General features: G+C 71.9%; 19 protein-coding genes and 1 pseudogene. 10 read left to right on the plus strand and 10 right to left on the minus strand.

The window, feature by feature from the left end:
• Both ACWDA7_RS05740 and ACWDA7_RS05745 read left to right on the plus strand, forming a co-directional pair.
• Positions 1 to 207, plus strand: a pseudogene (locus ACWDA7_RS05740) (NF041680 family putative transposase); the annotation flags it as partial.
• A 23-nt stretch (positions 208 to 230) separates the two neighbouring features.
• Positions 231 to 365: a hypothetical protein gene (locus ACWDA7_RS05745; protein WP_450602924.1), complete on the plus strand. Its 135-nt coding sequence runs from the start codon at positions 231 to 233 to the stop codon at positions 363 to 365.
• 73 nt (positions 366 to 438) lie between these two features.
• On the opposite strand, the gene ACWDA7_RS05750 is transcribed toward ACWDA7_RS05745, so the two are convergent.
• Genes ACWDA7_RS05750 through ACWDA7_RS05765 form a run of 4 tightly spaced genes read right to left on the minus strand, consistent with a single transcriptional unit; the run spans position 439 to position 1,779 of the window.
• On the minus strand, positions 439 to 837 hold the full coding sequence (locus ACWDA7_RS05750; protein ID WP_450602925.1) for a hypothetical protein: 399 nt from the start codon (positions 835 to 837) through the stop codon (positions 439 to 441).
• Positions 837 to 1,121, minus strand: coding sequence for a hypothetical protein (locus ACWDA7_RS05755; protein ID WP_450602926.1), 285 nt, complete (start codon positions 1,119 to 1,121; stop codon positions 837 to 839). Before ACWDA7_RS05755 ends, ACWDA7_RS05750 begins: the two co-directional genes overlap by 1 nt.
• Positions 1,122 to 1,162: 41 nt before the next feature.
• On the minus strand, positions 1,163 to 1,537 hold the full coding sequence (locus ACWDA7_RS05760) for a PIN domain-containing protein (RefSeq protein ID WP_432929260.1): 375 nt from the start codon (positions 1,535 to 1,537) through the stop codon (positions 1,163 to 1,165).
• Entirely contained in the window at positions 1,537 to 1,779 is a 243-nt protein-coding gene (locus ACWDA7_RS05765) for a type II toxin-antitoxin system Phd/YefM family antitoxin (protein WP_355131919.1), read from the minus strand. Before ACWDA7_RS05765 ends, ACWDA7_RS05760 begins: the two co-directional genes overlap by 1 nt.
• 212 nt (positions 1,780 to 1,991) lie before the next feature.
• Here ACWDA7_RS05765 and ACWDA7_RS05770 point away from each other — a divergent pair, with 212 nt between their 5' ends.
• Complete coding sequence (locus tag ACWDA7_RS05770) at positions 1,992 to 3,461, plus strand: O-antigen ligase family protein (RefSeq protein WP_450602927.1); 1,470 nt, start codon at positions 1,992 to 1,994, stop codon at positions 3,459 to 3,461.
• Here ACWDA7_RS05770 and ACWDA7_RS05775 read toward each other — a convergent pair.
• Positions 3,368 to 4,969, minus strand: a complete 1,602-nt coding sequence (locus tag ACWDA7_RS05775) for a FadD3 family acyl-CoA ligase (RefSeq protein WP_450602928.1) — start codon at positions 4,967 to 4,969, stop codon at positions 3,368 to 3,370. The genes ACWDA7_RS05770 and ACWDA7_RS05775 overlap by 94 nt on opposite strands.
• A gap of 106 nt (positions 4,970 to 5,075) precedes the next feature.
• Here ACWDA7_RS05775 and ACWDA7_RS05780 point away from each other — a divergent pair, with 106 nt between their 5' ends.
• Genes ACWDA7_RS05780 through ACWDA7_RS05790 form a run of 3 tightly spaced genes read left to right on the plus strand, consistent with a single transcriptional unit; the run spans position 5,076 to position 7,481 of the window.
• Positions 5,076 to 6,239: a lipid-transfer protein gene (locus ACWDA7_RS05780; protein ID WP_450602929.1), complete on the plus strand. Its 1,164-nt coding sequence runs from the start codon at positions 5,076 to 5,078 to the stop codon at positions 6,237 to 6,239.
• A 37-nt stretch (positions 6,240 to 6,276) separates the two neighbouring features.
• Positions 6,277 to 6,705, plus strand: a complete 429-nt coding sequence (locus ACWDA7_RS05785) for a Zn-ribbon domain-containing OB-fold protein (protein ID WP_450602930.1) — start codon at positions 6,277 to 6,279, stop codon at positions 6,703 to 6,705.
• The gene (locus tag ACWDA7_RS05790; RefSeq protein WP_450602931.1) at positions 6,702 to 7,481 is read left to right on the plus strand and encodes an enoyl-CoA hydratase/isomerase family protein; all 780 of its coding nucleotides are present in this window, start codon (positions 6,702 to 6,704) and stop codon (positions 7,479 to 7,481) included. The genes ACWDA7_RS05785 and ACWDA7_RS05790 overlap by 4 nt, the downstream gene beginning before the upstream one ends.
• Before the next feature lie 284 nt (positions 7,482 to 7,765).
• On the opposite strand, the gene ACWDA7_RS05795 is transcribed toward ACWDA7_RS05790, so the two are convergent.
• Positions 7,766 to 10,093 carry an outer membrane protein assembly factor BamB family protein gene (locus tag ACWDA7_RS05795; RefSeq protein WP_450602932.1) on the minus strand — a complete coding sequence of 776 codons (2,328 nt, stop codon included), beginning with the start codon at positions 10,091 to 10,093 and terminating at the stop codon, positions 7,766 to 7,768.
• Positions 10,094 to 11,043: 950 nt separating this feature from the next.
• On the opposite strand from ACWDA7_RS05795, the gene ACWDA7_RS05800 reads away from it, so the two are divergent.
• Entirely contained in the window at positions 11,044 to 11,691 is a 648-nt protein-coding gene (locus ACWDA7_RS05800; RefSeq protein WP_359394072.1) for a TetR family transcriptional regulator, read from the plus strand.
• A 116-nt stretch (positions 11,692 to 11,807) separates the two neighbouring features.
• Here the strand turns inward: ACWDA7_RS05800 and ACWDA7_RS05805 are convergent, their stop codons facing one another.
• Entirely contained in the window at positions 11,808 to 12,269 is a 462-nt protein-coding gene (locus ACWDA7_RS05805) for an Lrp/AsnC family transcriptional regulator (protein ID WP_450602933.1), read from the minus strand.
• 82 nt (positions 12,270 to 12,351) lie between these two features.
• Between ACWDA7_RS05805 and ACWDA7_RS05810 the strand changes: the two genes are divergently transcribed.
• On the plus strand, positions 12,352 to 12,978 hold the full coding sequence (locus ACWDA7_RS05810; protein WP_450602934.1) for a LysE family translocator: 627 nt from the start codon (positions 12,352 to 12,354) through the stop codon (positions 12,976 to 12,978).
• A 9-nt stretch (positions 12,979 to 12,987) separates the two neighbouring features.
• Here the strand turns inward: ACWDA7_RS05810 and ACWDA7_RS05815 are convergent, their stop codons facing one another.
• Together ACWDA7_RS05815 and ACWDA7_RS05820 are read right to left on the minus strand one after the other, a co-directional pair.
• Positions 12,988 to 13,461, minus strand: coding sequence for a nitroreductase family deazaflavin-dependent oxidoreductase (locus tag ACWDA7_RS05815; protein WP_450602935.1), 474 nt, complete (start codon positions 13,459 to 13,461; stop codon positions 12,988 to 12,990).
• The gene (locus tag ACWDA7_RS05820) at positions 13,458 to 14,633 is read right to left on the minus strand and encodes an acyl-CoA dehydrogenase family protein (RefSeq protein ID WP_450602936.1); all 1,176 of its coding nucleotides are present in this window, start codon (positions 14,631 to 14,633) and stop codon (positions 13,458 to 13,460) included. The genes ACWDA7_RS05815 and ACWDA7_RS05820 overlap by 4 nt, the downstream gene beginning before the upstream one ends.
• 95 nt (positions 14,634 to 14,728) lie before the next feature.
• On the opposite strand from ACWDA7_RS05820, the gene ACWDA7_RS05825 reads away from it, so the two are divergent.
• Positions 14,729 to 15,901 carry a thiolase C-terminal domain-containing protein gene (locus tag ACWDA7_RS05825; protein WP_450602937.1) on the plus strand — a complete coding sequence of 391 codons (1,173 nt, stop codon included), beginning with the start codon at positions 14,729 to 14,731 and terminating at the stop codon, positions 15,899 to 15,901.
• A gap of 100 nt (positions 15,902 to 16,001) precedes the next feature.
• Positions 16,002 to 16,667 carry a pyridoxine/pyridoxamine 5'-phosphate oxidase gene (locus tag ACWDA7_RS05830; protein WP_450602938.1) on the plus strand — a complete coding sequence of 222 codons (666 nt, stop codon included), beginning with the start codon at positions 16,002 to 16,004 and terminating at the stop codon, positions 16,665 to 16,667.
• A 148-nt stretch (positions 16,668 to 16,815) separates the two neighbouring features.
• Here ACWDA7_RS05830 and ACWDA7_RS05835 read toward each other — a convergent pair whose 3' ends face one another.
• Entirely contained in the window at positions 16,816 to 17,424 is a 609-nt protein-coding gene (locus ACWDA7_RS05835) for a GNAT family N-acetyltransferase (RefSeq protein ID WP_450602939.1), read from the minus strand.
• Positions 17,425 to 17,497 lie beyond the last annotated feature (73 nt).

The following is a 17,497-nucleotide window of genomic DNA, read 5'->3' on the forward strand; positions in this document are numbered from 1 at the left end:
ACCCCCGCCCGGGTCCGCCGGGGGTTCCGCCACCTCCGCGTGAAGACCGCCCGGCCCGCAGGAGTGCCCCAACCCTCCCGACCCGGGCCCGGACGCCCACCCGGCTCGAAGAACCGCAGGCCAGCACCACGACACGAGCCCGGGAAGACCGTGAAACGAGCCGAAACCCTCACCGAACACGTCCGCTTGAAACAGCAGCGAGGTTAAACATCAAGCTTAGAGGAGCTGGAATGACTCGTACCAAGAGGATCCTCGTGACCGCCGCGATGGTGGTGGGTGTCACTGCGGGTGCGACAGCCCCCGCCCTGGCTGACATGCACGCCACCGTGACGCCGGACAACACCCACATCACCGCGACGCCCTGATCCCGCACCGGCATTCCACGTCAGCGGGGCCGAGCCAAAGCTCGGCCCCACCGTCGCACACTCAAGGGCGCCGTCACAGCGGGACGACTCGAACCCCTTCCGCGCACAACTTCGTCATGTCGTCCTCGTCGGACGTGTACAGCACCACGTTCCCGCCCAGCCGGCCGGCGATCACCGCCAGCGCCGCGTCGATCGCGTACTTGTGACCATGCAGTCCGGTGTCCCGCAACAAGGCGATCGCGTCCTCGGCGACGTCCCGGGTGACCGGCTCGACGACGATGCGGGACATCGCCCACGCCCAGGCCGCGTGCTGAACCTGCCCGTGATACGCCTCGATGAGGGTCATGGAGCTGGTGACGACACGGATTCCGGAGCGGTGGGCGTCCTTGAGCCGGGCGAGCATCCTGCGGTCACCGCGCACCGCCTTGGACAGTCCCTCGCAGTCCAGTACGTAGCAGGTGACGGCGGCCATCAGCCCGCCATCGGGTACTGGGAGCCGTCGGACGGGCTGCCCTCACGAGCGGCGAAATACCGCTCATGCTCGCGCCGCTCCGTCTCGGCCTCGGCCAGCTCGGCCTCCGTGAGCAGACCGTGCTGCTCCTCCAGCCCGGCCACCAGGTCCCCCAGCCGGTCCTGCTCCCGCTGACGCTCTATCGCCCGCGTGACATAGGCGCTGAACCCGCCGGGCCCCACCTCACGGCGGACCTCCTCGGCAAGCTCCTCAGGCAGCGTCAGGGTGTACTTCTTGGTTGCCATACCACTCACCATACCTACGCCCGCCACCATCGGCCCGCCGGTCACACAGCCATGACCCGCACGTCGTACTCCGGGATCCACTTGTCCCGGGTCACCAGGGTCATGCCCTCGATCTGCGCCTGGGCGACCAGTATCCGGTCGAACGGATCACGGTGGTGCGCAGGCAGCCGGCCCGCCCTCACACCGTGCCCCGCCGTGACGGGCAAGCCGGTGAACTGGCTGTCGCGCACCCGCTCGGCCAGGTCCTCCGGGCCTTCGAGCTTCCCCAGCGACTGCTTGATCGCGATCTCCCACGGGGTCACCGCGCTCACGTACACGCCCGGCTCGGTGTCGAGCAGGTCCTTGACCTCGCCGGGCAGCTCCGGGGAGTCGTCCAGCCACCACAGCACCACGTGAGTATCGAGCAGCAGCCTCATCAGCGCATCCCGAAGGCGTCCGCGATGTCGTCCGGCAGCTCGTCGAAGTCGTCGTGGATGTGGATGTGCCCCCGGAGGGACCCTCGCCCGGTCCGCCTCACCTTCGGGCGGAGCGGGACCACCTTGGCCACCGGCTCCCCGGCCTTGCTGATCACGACTTCCTGCCCCGTGGCGACCTGTTCCAGGATGCGGGAGAAGTGGGTCTTGGCCTCGTGCACGTTGTACTGGCGGACGGGTTCCACGGCGACCTCACGATGTGGTCAGCGAACCAGCGGGTGGACTAACTGATGGACTAAGTGTAATCGACTCCCGTGAGCCGGACCAGGCGGCGCCACGGCGGCCCGGAGGAGGACAGCACGCGGAGAGCGGCGCCGAGCCCCGTCCGTTCACCCTGTGCGCCCTGTTCGCCCGCCCGACACCCATGCGTCGCACCCGGCGGCCACGCTCGGGTGTCATGGCATCCGACCGGAGTGCGTCGGCAGGCCCTGGGCTGTCGTCGGCGATCGTTCAGTTCCTTCCCCTCGCTGTGGTGGCCGTCGTGTTGCTGGACGGCGCCACCGACTTCTTTCCCGACGACCCGATCGTCGGCATCCTGACGCCGACGCGGCTTGCCCTGGTCATCGGGCTGATCGCCCTGGTCGTGCCCGTGCCGGGCCGGCGGCGGGCGCGGCTCGGGGACTTCCGCACGCGGCTGGATCTGCCCATCGCGCTCCTGCTCCTGGCCTCGGGGGCGACCACGTACGTCGGCGGGCATCCCACCGCGCCGCTGCGCGGCCTGCTGACCGTGATCGTCTGCTACTACCTGGTCGTCGGGGTGTGCCGTACCGCGCCCGGGTCGTGGCGGGCACTCGGGTTGCTCGCGCTGGCCGGGGTCGCGGCGGCCAGCACCACCGCCTTCTCCCAGGTGACCAACAAGACCCCGACCGGCTTCTGCCGCACCGGGCTGCTCACCGACGTCGCCTGCGACGCGGGCGGGGACGGTGTGCTGATCCGGGCCACCGGCACCTTCTCCAACCCGAACCTGCTGGCCGCCTTCCTGGTGCTCCTGCTGCCGTTCGCCCTGCTCGCCGCGGTGGCGATCGAAGAGCGCACGGCGCGCACCGCCATCGTCGTCCTGGTGGTCATCGGGTACGGGGCGCTGCTGACCACGTTCTCCCGCGGCGGGTACGTCGCCGGTGCCGCCGGGCTCCTGGTGCTCGCCGGGGCCTACTGGCTGGCGCCCCGGCTCGCCGAGCGGGCACAGCGGCGGTTGTTCGGCTTCCTGGGCATCGCGGCGCTGCTCGCCGCGGCCGCCGCCATCTGGGGCGTGTCCCGGGCCGGCAACGCACTGGGTGTGCGCGGCCAGGCATGGGCGGCGGCGCTCGAGGTCGCGGCCCACAACCCGCTGGGCGTCGGTCTTGGGCGGTCGGGCGTCGTCATATCCGCCACCGCGCCCGGCGACCGGGTCTTCGTCCACGCGCACAACCTGTGGCTGAACTGGCTGGTGGAGACCGGGCCGCTCGGTCTGCTCGCGATCGTCTCGGTGACCGTGATCGTCTGGTCCTCCGCGGCCCGCGCATCCCGCGCGAAGTCGGTCCTCGGGACCGTCGGACTGTCCGCGCTGACCGGGTTCTTCCTGGCGAGCATGCTGGATCACCCGGCCAACCTGGACCGGATCGACGAACTGTTCTGGTTGGTGCTCGCCGCGGTCATGGCCGAAGCCCCGGCCGGTTGGCGCCGTTCCGGCGCCTCCCCCGCTCCGGCCGCCACCGAGCCCACGCAGCCGCGGCACGGTACGCAACGCGTCGGGGCCGGCGCGGCCGTTCGCAGCGCCGCCGTGTCCGGTGCCGGTCATGACCGCCGCCTGAGCTCCCCCTTCACCACCTTGCCGCTCGCGTTCCGCGGCAGGTCCCGTACGAACTCCACCGCCCTCGGCACCTTGTAGTTCGCCATCTCGCGCCGGGACCAGGCGATCAGGTCGTCCCCCGTCAGCACCGCCCCGGGGCGGCGGACCACGTACGCCTTGCCGACCTCCCCGAGGCGGGCGTCGGGTACGCCGATGACCGCCACGTCGGCCACGGCCGGGTGCAGGCCGAGCAGTTGCTCTATCTCCGCCGGGTACGCGTTGAAGCCGCCGACGATGAACATGTCCTTGATGCGGTCCGTGATCCGGAGGTTCCCGGAGGCGTCCAGGACCCCCACGTCGCCCGTCCTCAGCCAGCCCTCCGGAGTCAGGACGTCCGCCGTGGCCCGCTCGTCCTCGAAATAGCCCCGCATGACGTTGAAGCCGCGGACCAGCACCTCTCCCGGCACACCCGGGCCGAGCGGTTCACCGTTCGTGTCCACCACCCGCACCTCCGTTCCCGGGATCGCCCGGCCCGAGGTCGTCGCGATGACCGAGGGCTCGTCCCCCCTGCGGCACATCGTCACGAAGCCGCTCGCCTCCGACAGGCCGTACGCCGTCAGGACCGTCTGCACGCCGATTTCGCCGCGTAGGCGTTCCACCAGGTGGAGCGGGATCACCGCCGCTCCCGTCACCACCAGGCGCAGAGCCGAGAGGTCATGGGCGTCCCTGGACGGGTGGTCCAGGAGGGACTGGTGGAGGGTCGGGGGGCCCGGCAGCACGGAGACCCGTTCGGCCGCGATGTTCGCCAGCACCGTGTCCACGTTGAACACCGGCTGCGGGATCATCGTCGCGCCTCGCATCAGGCACGCCAGCACCCCCGCCTTGTAGCCGAAGGTGTGGAAGAAGGGGTTCACGATCAGATAGCGGTCGCCCTGCCTCAGGCCCGCGAGGCCGGTCCAGATCTCGTAGGCCCGCAGCGACTGCCCGTGCGTGATCACGGCTCCCTTCGGGCGGCCCGTCGTGCCCGAGGTGAAGATGATGTCCGAGGGTGCGGCACCGGTGAGGGATACCGCCCGCTCCCCTGCCTCGGACGCGCCCACCCCCTCCCCGCTCGCCAGGAAGTCCTTCCAGGTGCGGAAGTCGGAGGGGGCGTCGTCCGCCAGGACCACCACCTGCTCCAGGTGCGGAAGGCCCGGGAGGGGGCCGTTGCCTGGTCCGGTCTGCGCGGCCCGCCGCAGCGAGGCGACGTACGACGTCCCCAGGAACGTGCCCGTCACGAAGAGCAGCTTCGCCCTGCTCCGCTCCAGTACGTACGCCGCTTCCGTTCCCTTGAAGCGCGTGTTGAGCGGGACCAGGACCGCGCCCGCCGACACCGCGCCGAGCGCGGAGACGATCCAGTCGAGGGTGTTGGGCGCGCAGATCGCCACGCGGTCGCCGGCCACGACGCCGTTCGCGATGCAGGCCGCCGCCGCGCGCTCCACCCGGGCGCCCAGTTCGGCGTACGAGATCCGGGTGCGGCCCTCGACCACCGCCTCGGCATCGCCGAAACGACGTGCGGCGCTCCGCACCAGTCCCGGAATGCTGCCCCACTCCACGTCACCGCGCACGGCCTGCCTCCCGCACACCCTGAAACCACGTAGCTGACTAACCGTCAGATTAACTGTACTCTGACGGACTGTCAGCAGCCCGTTCTCCGCACGGAGGTGTGCGCCCATGGCAACGACAGGGTTCAAAGGGCTCAAGGACGCCACCGCCGTCGTCGGCATCGGGCAGACCGCCTTCGCCCGCCGGCTCGCCGAGTCCGAGAAGACGCTGGCCTGTCGCGCCGTCCTCGCCGCCCTCGACGACGCAGGGATCGCGCCCGGCGAGGTCGACGCGCTCGCCTCGTACACCATGGAGGAGACCGACGAGGTCGAGGTGGCGAAGGCGGTCGGGCTGGGGGATCTGACCTTCTTCAGCAAGGTCGGGTACGGAGGCGGCGGCTCCTGCGCCACCGTCGCACACCTCGCCGCCGCCATCGCCACCGGGCAGGCGACCGTCGGCGTCGCCTGGCGGTCGCGCAAGCGCGGCAGCGGTCCCCGGCCGTGGCGGAACACGGCCGTGCAACTGCCCACTCCGGCCCAGTGGACGCGGCCCTTCGGGCTGCTCAGGCCGGTCGACGAGATCGGGATGCTCGCCCGTCGCTATATGCACGAGTACGGGGCGACCCGGGAGCACCTCTTCAACGTCGCGCTCGCCTGCCGCAACCGGGCCAACCAGAACCCCGCCGCGATCATGTACGAGCGGCCGCTGACGCGGGAGATGTACATGAGCTCCCGGTGGATCAGCGAGCCGCTGTGCCTCTTCGACAACTGCCTGGAGACGGACGGGGCGCTGGCCTGTGTCGTGGTCTCCGCCGAGCGCGCCCGCGACTGCCGACACCGTCCGGTGTACATCCACTCCGCCGCCCAGGGCCTGCCCTCCCAGCACCACGGGATGGTCAACTACTGGAACGACGACCCCCTCACCGGACCCGCCTGGACGGCCGCACGGCACCTGTGGAAGCACGCCGACTTCGCCCCGGACGACGTCGATGTCGCCCAGATCTACGACGCGTTCACGCCCCTCGTACCGCTCTCCCTCGAGGGGTACGGCTTCTGCGGCAGGGGGGAGGGCGGCGCCTTCACCGAGGGGGGCGCGCTGGAGATCGGCGGACGGCTGCCCCTCAACACCGGGGGCGGCGGGCTGTCCGAGGCGTACGTCCACGGCTTCAACCTCATCAACGAGAGCGTGAAGCAACTGCGGGGGACCAGTACCGCGCAGGTCCCGGGTGCCGCCACCTGTCTGGTCACCGCCGGTGAGGTGGTTCCCACCTCCGCCCTGCTGCTGAGGAACTGACCCGTGCCCGGTACCCCGTCGGCAAAGGAGCCGCCCCATGACCGACACCCTCCTCTCCCCCGTCCGTGACGAGGACGGCGCGCCCTTCTGGGAGTACGCCGCCCGCGGCGAACTGCGCGTCCAGGCCTGCGCCGACTGCGGCGAGCCGCGCTTCCCGCCCCGCCCCTGCTGCCCGCACTGCCGGTCGTTCACGACCGAGTGGCGGCTCACCGGCGGGAAGGGACGGATCTGGTCGTACGTCGCCCCGCATCCGCCGCTGCTCGCGGCCTACGCGGCGCAGGCGCCGTACAACGTGATCGTGGTGGAACTGGCCGAGACGCCCCGCATCCGGCTCGTCGGGAACCTCGTCACCGGCCCGGACGCGCCCCTGGACTCGGTGCCCCCCGACCGGATCCGCATCGGCGCGCGCGTGCAGGCCGTCTTCAGCCGTGACGGGCTGCCCCGCTGGGTTCTGGAGCGCGCGTGAACGGGGGACTGCGGGTCGACGCCGACAAGGAGAGCGGGGTCGCGGTCGTCACCCTCGACCGGCCGGCCAAGCTCAACGCCATCGATCTGCCGACCGCCTCGGAACTGGCCGCGTGCTGGCGGGCGTTGCGCTTCGACGACTCCGTCCGGGCCGTCGTCCTCACGGGCGCGGGTGAGCGCGCCTTCTGCACGGGGTTCGACCGCGACACGGAGGTACCGCAGCCCGACTCGCCCTACATGGTGGACGATCCGCTGCTTCGCATCGGGCCGAAGGCCAACGACCTGTGGAAGCCGGTTGTCGCCGCCGTGCGCGGCATCGCCTGCGGCGGGGCGTTCTACCTGCTCGGCGAGAGCGAGTTCATCGTGGCGGACCCGACCGCGGCCTTCTTCGACCCGCACACCACCTATGGGATGGTCAGCGCGTACGAGTCCGTCCACGCGGCCCACCGGATGCCGTACGGGGAGGCGGCACGGATGGCGCTGATGGGGACCGCCGAGCGGATCTCCGCCCAGCGGGCCTACGAGATCGGCCTGGTGTCCGAACTCACCCTTCCCGGTGGGGCGCTGGACGCGGCAGTGAGCTGCGCCGCCGTCATCGCCTCCTACCCGCCGACGGGAGTGCAGGGGACCGTACGGGCCCTGTGGGCAGCGAAGGAGGCGGCGCGGTCGCAGGCCTTCGCACAGGCGCCCTCGCTCATCGCGCTGGGGAACCTGCCGCCCGAGCGGCAGGCGGAGTTGTTCGCCCGGAGGCGGACGGGCGGGTACCGGGTGCGGTAGCGCACGCCAGTTGTCGGCGTAGGCGTCCGGATCGACCTCGACGTCCACCCCGAACTCGGCCGCGACCGCATTCGGGTTCCGGACCTCGACCGTGGCGTACGGGACCCGTGGGCCGCCGGCTGTAGGTGCCGCCACCGCTGCCGCCGGCGGCGACGTGATGGGGCGCTCCGCCGCGTTCGCCACCGCATGGCACGACGCGCGTACTCGGCGTAGCGTCTTCGATGACGGCCGCCGTCCGGTATCCCTTCCGTCAGGTCCCGTGCGACGGCCGTCCAGAGCCGCTCTCAGGCGGTCCGGGCGGTTCCCGTCCCCTTCTCCGCGTCGAGGGCGTACACACAGCGGTCCTTGCTGCAGGCGTACACCACGCCGTCCTTCACGACCGGCGCACCGGTGATCTCGCCACCGGTCGCCAGCTTCCAGCGCAGCCGGCCGTCGTCGGCCTTCAGTGTGTACAGCAGGTGGTCCGTGGAGCCGAAGTGGATACGGCCCTCCGCCACCGCCGGGGAGCCCACGATCTCGCCGCCGGCCTGGAAGCGCCACTTCGGGGTGCCCGTGACCGCGTCCAAGGTGTACAGACCCTTGCCGCTGCCCACGTGGACGTGCCCCGCCGCCACCAGGACCGGCTCGATCGCGGCCCGCGACTCGGTGGCGATCCGCCAGCGGTCACGGCCGTCCGTCGCGTCGAGGGCGTACACCGTTCCCAGGTAGTCCGCCAGGTAGATGCCGCCGCCCGTCACCGCGGGGCCCGGTACGAAGGTCGGCGGGCACAGGAACACCGCGGGCGCCTCGAAGTGCCAGCGCACCATGCCAGTCGCCACATCGACGGCCAGGACCCTGGTGCCGGCCGAGAGGTAGACATGGCCGTCCGTGGTGTGGGTCAGGCGCACCGGTACGCCGCCGCAGGAGGCCGCGTCCCCGATCGGGTACGACCAGCGTTCCTCGCCCGTGCGCGCCTCCAGGGCCCGCAGCCGCCCGTCCTTCCACACGTACACCGTGCCTTCGTGGACCACCGGCCCGGCTTCCGGCGACTCGAAGTCCGTCTGCGCGCCGGAGATCTCCCACAGTTTGCGGCCGCTGGACGCCTCCCACGCCTGGACGCCGCCGCCGCGGGTGCCGGTGACGACCGTGCCGCGGTCGGCCTTGAGGGAGTAGATCCAGCCGTCCATGGACAGCCGCCACAGGTCCGCGCCCTCGCGGGCGTCCAGGGCGAAGAGCGTGGGGCCGTCGGAGGCGTGGATACGGCCGTCCGCGACCGCCATCGACCAAGCCACGTCCCGCGTCTTGAAGCGGCGGCGACCGGTCGCCACGTCCAGGGCGTGCACCTCGAAGGAGGTGACGTAGACGAGGTCGCCGACGACCGACGGGGTGCCCCAGACATCGTTCGACATGCGGAAACGCCACGGGCGCCAGCCCGAGGCGGTCTCCGGGGGTGCGGCCGGCGGTGCGACCGTGGCGGCCACGCCGTTGACGCCGGGGCCCGGCCGGGACCAGGACGCGACGAGACCCGCCTCTGGGGGAGGCGCCTTCACCGCGGCGGCCCGGGCATCGGCGACCCGCGGCCCCGGCCCGATCGGCACGGCCGCGCCCGCGAGCCGCACCGGGCCGCCGTCGGGCGCGCCGGCCGGCACCGGGACCGGCACCGGGTCGTGCGAGGGCGGCGGGGGCACCGCCGGGCGCCCGCCGCCGCTGCGGCTGGCAGGCGGCTTCGCCGCCGGGCGGCCGCCACGGCGCGACTCGATCAGGCCGACGGCCTTCTCGGGGAGCCACGCCGACGCCGTACCGCTGTCGTCGGAACCGGAACCGAAGAGGTGGGGTGCGAGCTGGGCCTGGAGGTCCGCCGGGTTCGGGCGGCCGGTGGCCTCCATCTGCATGCAGGACTCGATGAGCGGACGCAGTTCGTCCGGGAGGCCCGACAGGTCCGGACCCTCACGCAGCAGCATGAAGACGGTCTCGACGGGGTTGGCGCCGTGGAAGGGCGGATGCCCGGTGGCCGCGAAGACGAGCATCGAGCCGAGCGAGAAGACGTCGCTCGCGCCGGTCACACTGCGCGAGTCCTTCGCCTGCTCGGGGGACATGTACGCGGGCGTACCGACGGCGACGTTGGTCATCGTCAGACGGGTGTTTGACACGCCGGAGGCGATACCGAAGTCGATCACGCGGGGGCCGTCCTCGACGACGAGGACGTTCGACGGCTTCAGGTCGCGGTGGACCAGGCCCGCGCCGTGGATGGACTGCAGCGCCTCCGCGACGCCCGCGGCCAGCCAGCGCACCGCCTGGGCCGGCAGCGGCCCGCACTCGGTCACTATCTCCTCGAGGGAGGGCGCGGGCACATACGCGGTGGCCAGCCACGGCACGGCCGCACGCGGGTCGGCGTCGACCACGGCGGCCGTGTAGAAGCCGGAGACCGCCCGTGCCGCCTCGACCTCGCGCGTGAAACGGACCCGGAAGAGCTGGTCCTCGGCGAGCTCGGTGCGCACCGTCTTGATCGCCACGCGCCGGCCGGACGCCGAGCGCGCGAGATAGACCAGCCCCATGCCGCCGGCACCCAGCCGTCCCAGCACCTCGAACGGCCCGATCCGCCGCGGATCGTGCTGTGTCAGCTGATCCACCACTTGCCTGCCACCTCCCCGTACGGGTCACGTCATCCGCCTTGTGCACGCGACCCCGTGCAGCGTCTCACCACCGCACCGCCGTGGCGGCACGCAGCCCGATTCTCCCTGTCCGCGCCACCGGTTGCGAACCCGGGGGCGGATCGGGGTGTCTCAGGACAAAACCATGCCGGACCGCTCCTCGGGAAGCATCCGCCCGCATGATGAAACGCGGGGCGGGCCCCCGAAGTGCCGCGCCACGGCTTCGGAGTGCCCGGCCACCGCTGCGGTAGGGCCGGAGGACGCCCTCTGGTTGTGCGTGACCACCACCACCCTTCCGTACGAGGTCTCGAACGGTGGTACCTGTCCTTCGCCGCCCGGCCGGCCCACCGCGCACAGGGGCGTCGGGGACGGCGCGGGGCGATCGAGAGTAAGGGAGGGCGTCCCGGGCGGGAAGACGTGCCGCTCGCCGGGGCCTGCACGCGCCGCATCGGTCTGAAGGGACCGGCTCGGGGGTGGTACGGCGCCGAGGGTGTCCAGGGATGGGCGGGACGAGGACGCCGGTGCCCGGATGTGCCCGATCTGCGCGGTCTGCACGGTGACGTCTGGCGTCACGATGTACGCGTGCGGCCAGTGAGCCTCCCCGCCCCTCCTGGGTACCAGCACGGCCACGGGTTCGCCATCCGAGCGCGGCCACCCGGAGGAGCATGCGGCCCGCACGGGACGCCTTCGGGCACGGGGCACCGTCAGGACTCCTGTCATCGCAGGAGACGGCTCCGCCGCCGGGGAGCGCCCGTTCCCATGTGACGGGGGGCGGATATTCGGCCATGACACCGGCTCGAGGGGCTCCAGGACCGCGGGATGCGTCCGCGTACCCCCTTCTCACAGGCCTCGGAAGCCGTCCACGGTACCCCCTGGTCCCCATTTGCAGTCGGCCGAATCGCGCTCCGATCACCCCTCGGTAAGCTGACGGCATGACAGGACAAGTGCGTACCGTCGACGGCCGCGTGGCCGGTCGGCGTGGGCAGGCGACCCGGCAGAAGCTGCTCGACTGCCTCAGCGAGATGCTCAGCTCCTCGCCCTACCGGGATGTCAAAGTCATTGACGTCGCCCGGAAGGCGGGGACGTCGCCGGCGACCTTCTACCAGTACTTCCCGGATGTCGAGGGCGCCGTCCTGGAGATCGCCGAGCAAATGGCCACCGAGGGCGCGGGGTTGACCGCGCTGCTCGAGGGACGCTCGTGGGTCGGCAAGGCGGGGTGGCAGACCTCTCAGGAACTCGTGGACGGGTTCCTGGAGTTCTGGCGCAAGCACGATGCGATCCTGCGCGTCGTCGACCTGGGGGCGGCCGAGGGCGACAAGCGCTTCTACAAACTCCGCATGAAGATCCTGAACTCCGTGAACAACTCTCTCGCGGACTCGATCACCGAACTCCAGTCCAAAGGCAAGGTCGACAAGGACGTGAACCCGGCGGCCGTGGCCGGCGCCCTCGTGGCGATGCTCGCATCCGTGGCCTCGCACCAGAAGGGCTTCCAGTCCTGGGGTGTCAAGCAGGCCGAACTCAAGCCGAACCTCGCCCTGTTGGTGCATCTGGGCGTCACCGGGAAGAAACCGACGAAGTAGCCCTCGCCGCGCGTTCCCCCTGACCTGGTCGGCTGTTCCAGCTCACGTTCTGTCATGCGGGCGGTGGTCCACTCCGGTGGGCCACCGCCCGCTGCCTGCGCCGGCCCACCGGGTCGTCATGCCCGCGTACCGGGCAGCGGGCGGTCCTCCACCACGTGCTTCATCACCAGAGTGGACGTCAGCCGCTGCACGCCCGGAAGGGTCGCCAGCCGCTCGTCGTAGAGCCGCTGGAAGGCGGCGAGGTCGGCGGTCGCGATCCGCAGCAGATAGTCGGGCTCGCCGAACAGCCGCTGCGCCTCCACGACGTGCTCCACCTCGCTCAGCGCCCGCTCGAACTCCGCGACGGTGTCCCGGTCCTCCTGCCGCATCGAGACGAAGACCAGCGCCTCGAAGTTCAGCCCGACGGCGGCGGGGTCCACGACGGCCCGGTAGCCGCGGATCGCGCCGCTCCGCTCCAGCTCGCGCAGCCGCCGGTGGCAGGGCGAGACGCTGAGCCGCACCCTCGCGGCGAGCTCGGTCACGGTCAGTCGCCCGTCCTGCTGCAGCTCGGCAAGGATTTTCTGATCCATGGAGTCCATGGGACAGATTCTTCCCCTGAAACTGCGATCAAGGGCAAATTTAAGGAACACTTTCGCGCCGAACGCGCCTAATGTCCCCGGCATGGATACGGGAGCGGTGTTGTCCTTTCTCGCCGTGGACCTGCTGCTGGTGTGCGTGCCGGGTGCCGACTGGGCGTACGTGATCGCGGCGGGCCTGCGAGCGGGGCCGGTGGTACCGGCGGTGGCCGGCCTGGTCGCCGGGTACGCGGTGCACACGGCCCTGGCGGTGGCGGGGCTCGCGGTCCTGGTGGCGGGGTCGCCGGGGCTGCTGACGGCGCTGACGGTGGCGGGAGCCGGGTACCTGGTGTGGCTGGGGTGGGGGGTGCTGCGCCGCCCCGGCGTTCCGGGGGCGGCCACCGGGGAACCGGCCGACGCCTCCTCGGCCCGTTTCTTCCGCCGTGGCGCCACGATCAGCGGGCTCAACCCCAAGGGTCTGCTGCTCTATCTCTCCGTACTGCCGCAGTTCCTCGTCACGAAGGGCGCACGGCTGCCGGTGGCGGCGCAGACGGGGGTGCTGGGCCTTACGCACATGGTGTGCTGCACGGCCGTCTACCTCACCGTCGGCGTCCTGGCCCGGGCCGTGCTGGGCGCACGCCCGGCCGCCGCCCGGGCGGTCACCCGGACGAGCGGGGCCGCGATGCTCGGCATCGGCACGTTTCTGCTGGTGGAGCGGCTGGCGACGCTCTGAGCGGTGCGCTCAGCGCCGTACGACCCGAAACAGCCGGATCTCCCGCTCCACCCGCGCCTGGTAGGTCGCGTACGGCGGCCAGAAGGCCGACACCGCCTTCCAGGCCGCAACCCGCTCCTCACCCTCCAGCAGATAAGCCGTGACCGGGATGTCCGCCCCCTTCCAGCTGACCTCGGCCTCGGGGCGGGTCAGGAGGTTCGCGGTCCAGGCGGGGTGGCCGGTGCGCCCGAAGTTGGACCCGACGAGGAGCCAGCTGCCGCTCTCCTCCGGCATGCACGCCAGGGGCGTCCGGCGCGGCAGCCCGCTCCTCGCGCCGGTGGACGTGAGGATCACACTCGGCAGCGTCTGCGCGCTGAGCAGGAACCTCCCCCGGGTCAGCCGGTGCACCGCACGGTCGAGCGCGGGCACGACGTGCGGCGCCACCTTCGCGAAGGCGCGTGTGGAGGACACCTTCTGCACGATCCGTACTCCCACGGCCGTCACACGGCCACCTCCCTGTGCTCGAACAGCCGGGCCACGTCGGCGGCGTGCGCCCGCAGCCGGTGCACGGGCCCGAACAGCAGCTCGTCCCCGGCCGCCCGCTTGAAGTACAGGTGGGCGTCGTGCTCCCAGGTGAACCCGATGCCGCCGTGCAGCTGGATCCCCTCGGCGGCGGCGGTCCTCAGTGCCTCCAGAGCCTGCGCGAGGGCGATCCCGCCCACACCCTTCTCGCCGTGTACGGTCGCCCAGGCCGCGTAGTAAGCCGCCGAACGCGCCGTCTGCACCCGCACATGCACATCGGCCAGCCGGTGCTTCACAGCCTGGAAGGACCCGATCGGCCGGCCGAACTGCTCCCGCTGCCCGACGTACTCGACGGTCCGTTCCAACGCCCGGTCGGCGGCTCCCACGGCCTCGCAGGCGAGGACGGCGGCGGCACGGTCCCCGAGGGCGGCGAGCGTCCCGGTCACATCGGCGCCGTCCTCTCCCAGCAATTCCGCCTCCACCTCGCGCAGTTGGACCCGGGCACAGGGGCGTGTGCAGTCCAGAGCGGTCTGCCGCGTGCGCTCCGCGCCTTCCCGTACGAGGAACAACAGCGTCCGCGACCGTGCGAACCCCCCGGCGTGGGCGGCCACCACCAGCAGCCCGGCACTGTGCCCGTCCAGTACCTGGTCCGCCTCCCCGTACAACCGCCAGACGCCGTCCGCCCGCCGCGCCTGAATGCCGCCGGCGCGTCCACCGCCTGCCCAGTCGCACCGGTTGTCGCCGACCAGGGCGAGGGCGGTGGCGAGGGCCGTGCCGGGTACGGCGACGGCGGCCGTCAGCTCACCGGAGGTGATCCGGGGCAGCAGCTCGGCACGCTGGCCGTCGGTACCGAGGGCGTGCAGCAGGGGTGCGGCGAGGACGGCCGTGGACAGCAGCGGGGAGGGGGCGAGAGCTCGCCCCACCTCCTCGCAGGCGAGGCCGAGTTCGGTGGTGGTGCAGCCGACACCGCCGTACGTCTGCGGGAGCGCCAGCCCGGGCAGACCGAGCTTCGCGAGGGTCGTCCACAGGGCGAGGTCGTACCCGGTGCCGGTCCGGACGGCGGCCCGGAGGTCCTGCGGCCCGCACACCCGGGCGAGCGCCTCCCGCACGGTACGGCGGATCTCGTCCTGTTCGACGGTGAAGCGGGCGTCCATGGGCGGCCTCCTTCGTCTGACGATCCGTCATGTTAGGACTGCGGGGTGCCCACGCACAGGCCCATCGCGCAGAAACCTGATGTACCGTCAGGTCCATGAGTGCTGTGACCGGCAGGCAGGCCGCGATCGTCGGCGTGGCGCTGTCCGACTGCGGCCGGGTCGACGAGGCGACGCCGTACGCTCTGCACGCCCAGGCCGCCCGTCGCGCCCTGGCCGACGCGGGCCTGGACCGCTCGGTGATCGACGGCTTCGCCTCGGCCGGGCTCGGCACGCTGGCACCCGCGGAGGTCGCGGAGTATCTCGGCCTCAGGCCCACCTGGGTCGACTCCACGTCCGTCGGCGGCTCCACCTGGGAGGTCATGGCGGCGCACGCGGCGGAGGCCATCGCGGCGGGCCACGCACGGGCGGTGCTCCTTGTCTACGGCTCGACGGCCCGTGCGGACATCCGGGCGGGCCGCCGCACCGGCACCCTGTCCTTCGGCGCCCGCGGACCCCTCCAGTTCGAGGCCCTCTACGGCCACACGCTCATCGCCAAGTACGCGATGGCGGCCCGCCGCCACATGCACGAGTACGGCACGACGATCGAGCAGCTGGCCGAGGTGGCGGTCCAAGCACGGGCCAACGCGGTGGCGAACCCGGAGGCGATGTTCCGTGACCCGATCACCGTCGACGAGGTCCTGTCCGGCCCGGTGATCGCGGATCCCTTCACCAAGCTGCACTGCTGCATACGGTCCGACGGCGGTGCGGCGGTGCTGCTGGCGGCGCGGGAGCTGGTACGGGACTGCCGTACGCGACCGGTGTGGGTCCTCGGGACCGGGGAGTACGTCTCGCACACGACGATGTCCGAGTGGCCGGACTTCACCGTCTCCCCGGCGGCGGTGAGCGGCCGTCTCGCCTTCGGGCGGGCGGGAGTGCGGCCGGAGGAGATCGACTTCGCGGAGCTCTACGACGCCTTCACGTACATGACGCTGGTGACGCTGGAGGACCTCGGCTTCTGTGCGAAGGGCGAGGGCGGCGCGTTCGTCGAGAAGGGACGGCTGCTGGTGCGGGGCGGGCAGCTGCCGGTGAACACGGACGGGGGTGGCCTGTCGGCCCAACACCCCGGGATGCGCGGGCTTTTCCTGCTGGTGGAGGCGGTGCGCCAGCTGCGCGGCGAGGCCGGGGACCGCCAGGTGCGGCTACGGGACGGCGCGTTGCCCTGGCTGGGTGTCGCCTCCGGCACGGGCGGCTGGTTCTGCTCGTCGGGGACGGTGGTGCTGGGGCGTTGAGCCCCGGGCGCCGCTCCGCCCCGATGCGGTCCCGGCCGCGCGGCTTGCTGATGGCGCGGCCTGCCCGGCGCCGTCGGGCCCGGGAGCGATACTCGAAGGCATGGGAACGGATCTTCACGAGCTGCTCAAGACCCTGCGGGTGTGGGACCCGCAGACCACCGAGCTGCCCGCCTTCGACCCGGCAGCGGCGCCCGAGGAGCCACTGGCCCTCTTCCGGGACTGGTTCGCGCAGGCGGTGGCGGCGGGGCAGACCGAACCACACACGATGTCGCTGGCGACGGCGGACCCGGACGGCACACCGGACGTCCGCACCGTGATGCTGCACGAGGCGGACAGGGACGGCTGGGCGTTCGCGACGCACGTGGGCAGCCGCAAGGGCCGCCAGCTGGCGGCGAGGCCGTATGCCGCCCTGGGTTTCTACTGGCCCGTCCAGGGCCGCCAGATCCGGGTGCGCGGCCCGGTAGTCCCCGCACCCGCGGAAGAGGGGCAGGCGGATCTGCACGCCCGGTCGACGGGCGCGCTGGCCGCGGCGCTCACCGGCCGCCAGAGCGAAGTGCTCGGCTCGACCGAGGAGTTGGCGCGGGCCTCGGAGGAGGCATGGGAGCGGGCACAGCGGGAGCCGGATGTCCCGGTCCCATCCTGGACGCTCTACCGCCTCCGGCCGGACGAGGTCGAGTTCTTCCAGGGTGACGCGACACGCCGGCACGTACGGCTCGCCTACCGCCGGACGCAAGAGGGGTGGGCGAAGGACCTGCTGTGGCCCTGACATGCGGCCCCTGTCACGGTGCGGAGTTGTTGCGGAACTCACGCTGCGTGATCGTCTTCATACCCTCTTCGTAGCCCTGCGTGTCTCGATGTGCTACGCCTGACCCAGCTCAACCCGGAGCCCTCGGACATCGGCGGAGTCTCGACGGCTACGGAATCTCCGGCTCCGGGTCGCTCGCGATCCGTGCGTGGAGATGGACGTCGCGGAAGACATCCTTGCGTCCCGCCTCGAACATCGCCCCGCGCAAGGTCCCCTCGAACGGGAAGCCGCACCGTTCCGCTACGCGGCAGGAGGCCTCGTGGCCGAGGGCATGGCCCAACTCCAGGCGGTTGAGGCCCAGGTCGGTCAGGGCCCAGCGGGCGGTGAGGGCGAGTGCGCGGGAGGCGACACCGCGACCGCGGGCCTCGGGAAGGATCCAGTAGCCGACGCGGGCGACGCGCAGGACGTGGTCGATCTCGTTGACGCCGATGTGCCCCAGCGTCCCACCGCCCTCCGCGTCCGTGATCCGGAACGAGGCGTTCGTGCCGTTCGCCACACCCGCCGCCTTCGACCACATCGACGCCAGGGCATCCTCCCAGTTGTCCACGGTCTTCAGCGGCGTGTTCCACTGCCGGAAGTCCGGATCGGTCAGCCCCCGCAGCCACGCCTCGACATGTTCCCGGGACCGGACGTCCCAGGAGCACAGCCGCAGACCGTGGCCGTGCAGTTCGCGGGAGGAGTCAGGGGGCGCCGGGGAGTTCCTCTTGACGTCGGTCATCAGGCCATTGAAACCCCTCATTCCCCGCTCCGCCCCTCGTTTTCGCGGCCGCACTCGCACGAGCGTCGTCCAA

It is taken from the genome of Streptomyces sp. NPDC001156 (assembly GCF_053598275.1).

Bases quoted from the DNA above. Each gene is read 5' to 3' on its own strand.
- ACWDA7_RS05830 (WP_450602938.1), top strand. From the start codon at position 16,002: ATGGGAACGGATCTTCACGAGCTGCTCAAGACCCTGCGGGTGTGGGAC.
- ACWDA7_RS05785 (WP_450602930.1), top strand. From the start codon at position 6,277: ATGACCGACACCCTCCTCTCCCCCGTCCGTGACGAGGACGGCGCGCCC.
- ACWDA7_RS05805 (WP_450602933.1), bottom strand. From the start codon at position 12,269: ATGGACTCCATGGATCAGAAAATCCTTGCCGAGCTGCAGCAGGACGGG.
- ACWDA7_RS05820 (WP_450602936.1), bottom strand. From the start codon at position 14,633: ATGGACGCCCGCTTCACCGTCGAACAGGACGAGATCCGCCGTACCGTG.
- ACWDA7_RS05835 (WP_450602939.1), bottom strand. From the start codon at position 17,424: ATGACCGACGTCAAGAGGAACTCCCCGGCGCCCCCTGACTCCTCCCGC.
- ACWDA7_RS05825 (WP_450602937.1), top strand. From the start codon at position 14,729: ATGAGTGCTGTGACCGGCAGGCAGGCCGCGATCGTCGGCGTGGCGCTG.
- ACWDA7_RS05760 (WP_432929260.1), bottom strand. From the start codon at position 1,537: ATGAGGCTGCTGCTCGATACTCACGTGGTGCTGTGGTGGCTGGACGAC.
- ACWDA7_RS05770 (WP_450602927.1), top strand. From the start codon at position 1,992: ATGGCATCCGACCGGAGTGCGTCGGCAGGCCCTGGGCTGTCGTCGGCG.
- ACWDA7_RS05810 (WP_450602934.1), top strand. From the start codon at position 12,352: ATGGATACGGGAGCGGTGTTGTCCTTTCTCGCCGTGGACCTGCTGCTG.
- ACWDA7_RS05745 (WP_450602924.1), top strand. From the start codon at position 231: ATGACTCGTACCAAGAGGATCCTCGTGACCGCCGCGATGGTGGTGGGT.
- ACWDA7_RS05780 (WP_450602929.1), top strand. From the start codon at position 5,076: ATGGCAACGACAGGGTTCAAAGGGCTCAAGGACGCCACCGCCGTCGTC.
- ACWDA7_RS05800 (WP_359394072.1), top strand. From the start codon at position 11,044: ATGACAGGACAAGTGCGTACCGTCGACGGCCGCGTGGCCGGTCGGCGT.
- ACWDA7_RS05755 (WP_450602926.1), bottom strand. From the start codon at position 1,121: ATGGCAACCAAGAAGTACACCCTGACGCTGCCTGAGGAGCTTGCCGAG.
- ACWDA7_RS05750 (WP_450602925.1), bottom strand. From the start codon at position 837: ATGGCCGCCGTCACCTGCTACGTACTGGACTGCGAGGGACTGTCCAAG.